This is a genomic window from Streptomyces huiliensis (assembly GCF_020037025.1).
In the GTDB taxonomy this organism is placed as follows: Bacteria; Actinomycetota; Actinomycetes; order Streptomycetales; family Streptomycetaceae; genus Streptomyces; species Streptomyces huiliensis.
In genome coordinates, this window is record NZ_JAIQLH010000306.1 from 1 (window position 1) to 4,623 (window position 4,623).

The following is a 4,623-nucleotide window of genomic DNA, read 5'->3' on the forward strand; positions in this document are numbered from 1 at the left end:
CCGTGATGGTGGGCGCGGACGGGTCGGTGCCGGAGACGAGGTCGGGCTTGCCCGCGGCGGCGGCCACGGCCGCGGCGTCGTTCACGTCGACGCCGTTGCTCAGCATCCACCAGGTGATCGCCCGGTACTGGGCGCCGGTGTCCAGGTAGCGGAGGCCGAGCTTGGCGGCGACGGCCTTCGAGGTGCTGGACTTGCCCGTGCCGGAGGGGCCGTCGATGGCGACGATGACTGCTGCCGGTGCGGTCCGGGCGGCGGTTTCCACGGTGTCTGACACCTTTCCTCGTGCACGGCGGCGGGTCGTCGCTGCCTGGCTGGGCCCGTTGGGGGCTCACCCAAGGTTACTGGCTCGCCGGACCGGCCCGTACAGCCGCGCTCCCCGGCCGCCGGCCCGACCCCCGGCCCGTCGGCTACTGGCGCAGCGACCAGCCGCGCTCCCGGAGGGTCTCCGCGAGCGCGTCGGCGGCCTTCGGCTCGACCATCAGCTGGATCAGGCCGCTCTGCCGGCCGGTGGCGTGCTCGATGCGCACGTCCTCGATGTTGACGCCGGCCCGGCCCGCGTCGGCGAAGATCCGGGCCAGCTCGCCCGGCTGGTCGCCGATGAGGACGGTCACCGTCTCGTACGCCGCCGGGGCCGAGCCGTGCTTGCCGGGGACGCGGGCGCGGCCGGTGTTGCCGCGGCGCAGCACGTCCTCCAGGCCCGCCGCCGCCTCCTCGTCCGCTGCGTCGCCGGCCGTGTCCATGGCGCGCAGGGCCCGTACCGTCCCCTCCAGGTCGGCGGCGACCGCGGCGAGGACGTCCGCGACCGGGCCCGGGTTGGCGGCGAGGATCTCCAGCCACATGCGGGGGTCGGAGGCGGCGATCCGGGTCACGTCCCGGATGCCCTGGCCGCAGAGCCGGACGGCCGTCTCGTCGGCCTCCGCCAGCCGGGCGGCGACCATGCTGGAGACCAGCTGCGGGGTGTGCGAGACGAGGGCGACGGCCCGGTCGTGGGCGTCGGCGTCCATGACGACGGGGACGGCCCGGCAGTGGGCGATCAGTTCGAGGGCGATGTTGAGGACCTCGGTGTCGGTCTCCCGGGTGGGGGTCAGCACCCAGGGGCGGCCCTCGAACAGGTCGGCGGTGGCGGCCATCGGGCCCGAGCGCTCCCGGCCGGCCATCGGGTGGGTGCCCAGGTAGCCGGAGAGGTCGCAGCCGAGCGCCTCCAGCTCCCGGCGGGGGCCGCCCTTGACGCTGGCGACGTCGAGGTAGGCGCGGCCGCGGCCGGCCCGGATCGCGTCCGCGAGGGTGGCGGCGACGTGCGCGGGCGGCACGGCGACGACGACGAGGTCGCAGCGACCCTCCGGCTCGTCGTCCGTGCCGGCGCCGCGGGCGGCGGCCGTACGGGCCCGGTCGGGGTCGTGGTCGCTGAGGTGGACCCGGACCCCCCGGCCCGCCAGGGCGAGCGCGGCGGAGGTGCCGATCAGTCCGGTGCCGATGACGAGGGCGGTTCTCACTGGGCGGGTCCTAGCGCAGGGCCGCGGCGGAGCCCGGGGCACGGGCCGGTCGCGGGACGGGCGGTCACGACGGGCGCGGGAGCCCGGCTCCGGGGCGCGCCCCGGCGGCGTCGGCCCCCCGCGGGCCCAGCCTAGGGCGTCCCGGGCCGGGCCGGGCGCCGGGCCACCGGGACTGCGGCGGCCCCTTCGGGTAGAAGGGGGGCATGATCTTTCACGTGGTGCCCCTCGACGACTGGCTCGCCGTGCCCGACCGCCCCTTCGCCCCCGCCTCCCTCGACGAGGAGGGCTTCGTGCACTGCTCCCCCGACGAGGAGACGACGCTCGCCGTGGCCTCCGCCTACTACCGGGACGTGAAGGGGCCGCTGATGGCGCTGCTGATCGACGAGCACAAGCTGGGCGTCCTGGTCCGCTGGGAGGCCGCCGACCCGGCCCCGCCGCCCGGCACCGCGCCGGGGACGCTGTTCCCGCACGTCTACGGGCGGATCAACCGGGACGCGGTCGAGGGGATGATGGAGATCCGGCGGGACGAGGACGGGCGGGCGGTGGAGCTGGCCGTGTGGTCGTGATCCCCGGGTCCCAACGCCGAAAAGGCGGGTGACGCGGTGGCCGCCCCGCGGCCACAATGCGGACCATGCACGCCCTGGTGACCGACCACACGATCTACTCCTGCGTCATGGGCTCGCGCGCGTTCGGGCTGGCCACCGAGGCGAGCGACACCGACCGGCGCGGGGTGTACGCGGCCCCCGCCGCGCTGTTCTGGGGCTTCGACAAGCCGCCGACGCACGTCGAGGGGCCGGCCGAGGAGCAGTTCTCCTGGGAGCTGGAACGCTTCTGCGAGCTGGCCCTGCGGGCCAACCCGACCGCCCTGGAATGCCTGCACTCCCCGCTCGTCGAGTACGCCGACGAGCGGGGCCGGGAGCTGCTCGCCCTGCGCGGGGCGTTCCTCTCCCGGCTGGCGCACCGGACGTTCACCGGCTACGCGGACGCGCAGCGGGCGAAGTCCGACGCGGCCGTACGCCGGACCGGCGCCCCGAACTGGAAGCAGGTCATGCACCTGTTGCGGATCCTGGAGAGCGCTCGCGACCTGCTGCGCACCGGCGTCCTCACCCTCGCCGTCGGCGACCGCCGCGAGGAGCTGCTGACCGTCCGGCACGGCGAGCTCCCCTGGCCGGAGGCGGAGCGCCGGCTGAACCGGCTGCGCGACGAACTGGAGACGGCCGCGTCCGCCACTCCGCTGCCGGCCGTGCCGGACCGGGCGCGGGTGGAGGACTTCCTGATCCGGGTCCGCCGGGCGTCGGCCGCGGAAGCGGTCTAGCCGACCCCGCCGCGCGCCCGTACGACGAGCTCGTGCAGCGCGTCGTACGCCGCCGGCGCCACCGTCTCCGGCAGCCGGGACGCGGCCTGCGCGGCGTCCAGGACGGCGTGCAGCGCCTCGACGTCCGCCGTGAGCCGCGCCGCGTCCACCAGGTCCCCGGTGGGGCCGTGCTCGGCCTCCGCCTTCGCCGCGACGAGCTCGGGCAGATAGCCCGGCGCGTCCGGCACCAGGCCGAGGAGCGTCGGCAGGTGGGCCACGACCTCCCCGCTCCGCATCAGGTGGATGCCGGTGAGCAGCGCCCGGAAGGTGTAGAGCAGCGGCTTGAGCTCGCCCGTCCTGCCGAAGAACCGCCACTGGGTGTCGGCGAAGCCCCGGTAGTGGTGGGCGTGGTGGCTGGTGAGCACGGCGGGGGCGAGGGCCGTCAGCTCGGCGTGGACGGCGGACGTCCGGACGACCAGCGGCGACAGCAGCTGCTCCAGCACGTAGCCGTTGCGCCGGAGCAGCAGCCGCGCGAACTTGCGCAGGTCGTGGGTGACGAGGTCCATCTCGACGCCGTCCCGGACGCCCATGCGCGTGACGGTCTCCTCGCCCTCGCGCAGCCCGATCAGGTCGGCGACGGGCAGCAGGTGGACACCGCGCAGGTCGACGTCGGAGTCGCGGGACGGGAAGCCGTAGAGGTGGGCGCCGGAGACGGTGGCGAAGACCAGCGGGTGGCCGGGCTCGGCCAGGACGGGCGAGAGGTCGGCGGTGGGCAGGCCCGCGGCCCGCAGGACGGACGTGTCGGTGTCACGCATCGGCCCAGGATGGCAGCGGCCCCGGTACGGCGGTCCGGCGGGTGCCGGGAGCGCTGTACCGGGGCCGCCGTACGGGGCCGGGGAGGGCCTAGAGCTCGACCTCGCGCATCAGCATGCCCACCTCGGTGTTGGTGAGCCGCCGCAGCCAGCCGGACTTCTGGTCGCCCAGGGCGATCGGCCCGAACGAGGTACGGACGAGCTTCTCGACCGGGAACCCGGCCTCGGCCAGCATCCGGCGCACGATGTGCTTGCGGCCCTCGTGGAGGGTGACCTCGACCAGGTAGTTCTTGCCGGTCTGCTGGATGACCCGGAAGTCGTCGGCGCGCGCCCAGCCGTCCTCCAGCTCGATGCCGCTCTTGAGCCGCTTGCCGATGTCGCGCGGCAGCGGACCGGTGATGGCGGCCAGGTAGGTCTTCTGGACGCCGTAGCGGGGGTGGGTGAGGCGGTGGGCCAGCTCGCCGTGGTTGGTGAGCAGGATGATGCCCTCGGTCTCCGTGTCGAGACGGCCGACGTGGAACAGCCGGGTCTCGCGGTTGGTGACGTAGTCGCCGAGGCACTGGCGGCCGTCCGGGTCCTCCATGGTGGAGACGACGCCGGCCGGCTTGTTGAGCGCGAAGAACAGGTACGACTGGGTGGCGACGGTCAGGCCGTCCACCTTGATCTCGTCCTTCTCGGGGTCGACGCGCAGCCCCTGCTCGGTGACGATCTGCCCGTTGACCTCGACGCGGGCCTGCTCGATCAGCTCCTCGCAGGCGCGGCGGGAGCCCATGCCAGCCCGGGCCAGCACCTTCTGCAGGCGCTCGCCCTCCTGCTCGCCGAAGGTCTTGGGCAGCTTGACCTGGGGCTTGTTGTGCCGCTCCCGGTTGCGCTCCTCGATCTTGGCGTCGAGCTCGCGCGGGCGCGCCGGGGTGGTCCGCCGGTCGCTGCCGGCCGACGGGCTCCGGCGCGGGCCGCCCTTGGCGCCGCCGCGGGCCGAGGGGCCCCGGCCGGAGGACGGGCCACGGCCTCCGCTGCGCTCGCC

At 75.2% G+C, this 4,623-nt stretch carries 6 protein-coding genes; 2 read left to right on the plus strand and 4 right to left on the minus strand.

What is annotated here, in order from left to right; translation table 11 throughout:
- On the minus strand, window positions 1-274 hold a 274-nt coding region (locus JNW98_RS31845; protein ID WP_223771781.1), incomplete at its 3' end, for a (d)CMP kinase.
- 133 nt (window positions 275-407) lie between these two features.
- A complete protein-coding gene (locus JNW98_RS31850; protein WP_223771782.1) occupies window positions 408-1,493 on the minus strand; it encodes a prephenate dehydrogenase in 1,086 nt (361 codons plus the stop codon).
- Between the two features lie 203 nt (window positions 1,494-1,696).
- On the opposite strand from JNW98_RS31850, the gene JNW98_RS31855 reads away from it, so the two are divergent.
- Together JNW98_RS31855 and JNW98_RS31860 are read left to right on the plus strand one after the other, a co-directional pair.
- On the plus strand, window positions 1,697-2,059 hold the full coding sequence (locus JNW98_RS31855) for a DUF952 domain-containing protein (RefSeq protein ID WP_223771783.1): 363 nt from the start codon (window positions 1,697-1,699) through the stop codon (window positions 2,057-2,059).
- 56 nt (window positions 2,060-2,115) lie between these two features.
- Window positions 2,116-2,808 (plus strand): nucleotidyltransferase domain-containing protein, encoded by a 693-nt coding sequence (locus JNW98_RS31860; RefSeq protein WP_223771784.1) that lies wholly within the window; start codon window positions 2,116-2,118, stop codon window positions 2,806-2,808.
- Here the strand turns inward: JNW98_RS31860 and JNW98_RS31865 are convergent.
- Entirely contained in the window at window positions 2,805-3,602 is a 798-nt protein-coding gene (locus JNW98_RS31865) for a nucleotidyltransferase domain-containing protein (protein ID WP_223771785.1), read from the minus strand. The two genes, JNW98_RS31860 and JNW98_RS31865, sit on opposite strands and share 4 nt — an antisense overlap.
- 88 nt (window positions 3,603-3,690) lie before the next feature.
- A partial coding sequence (locus JNW98_RS31870; protein WP_223771786.1) for a pseudouridine synthase occupies window positions 3,691-4,623 on the minus strand: 933 nt, incomplete at its 5' end.

Bases quoted from the DNA above. Each gene is read 5' to 3' on its own strand.
- JNW98_RS31855 (WP_223771783.1), top strand. From the start codon at position 1,697: ATGATCTTTCACGTGGTGCCCCTCGACGACTGGCTCGCCGTGCCCGAC.
- JNW98_RS31860 (WP_223771784.1), top strand. From the start codon at position 2,116: ATGCGGACCATGCACGCCCTGGTGACCGACCACACGATCTACTCCTGC.
- JNW98_RS31865 (WP_223771785.1), bottom strand. From the start codon at position 3,602: ATGCGTGACACCGACACGTCCGTCCTGCGGGCCGCGGGCCTGCCCACC.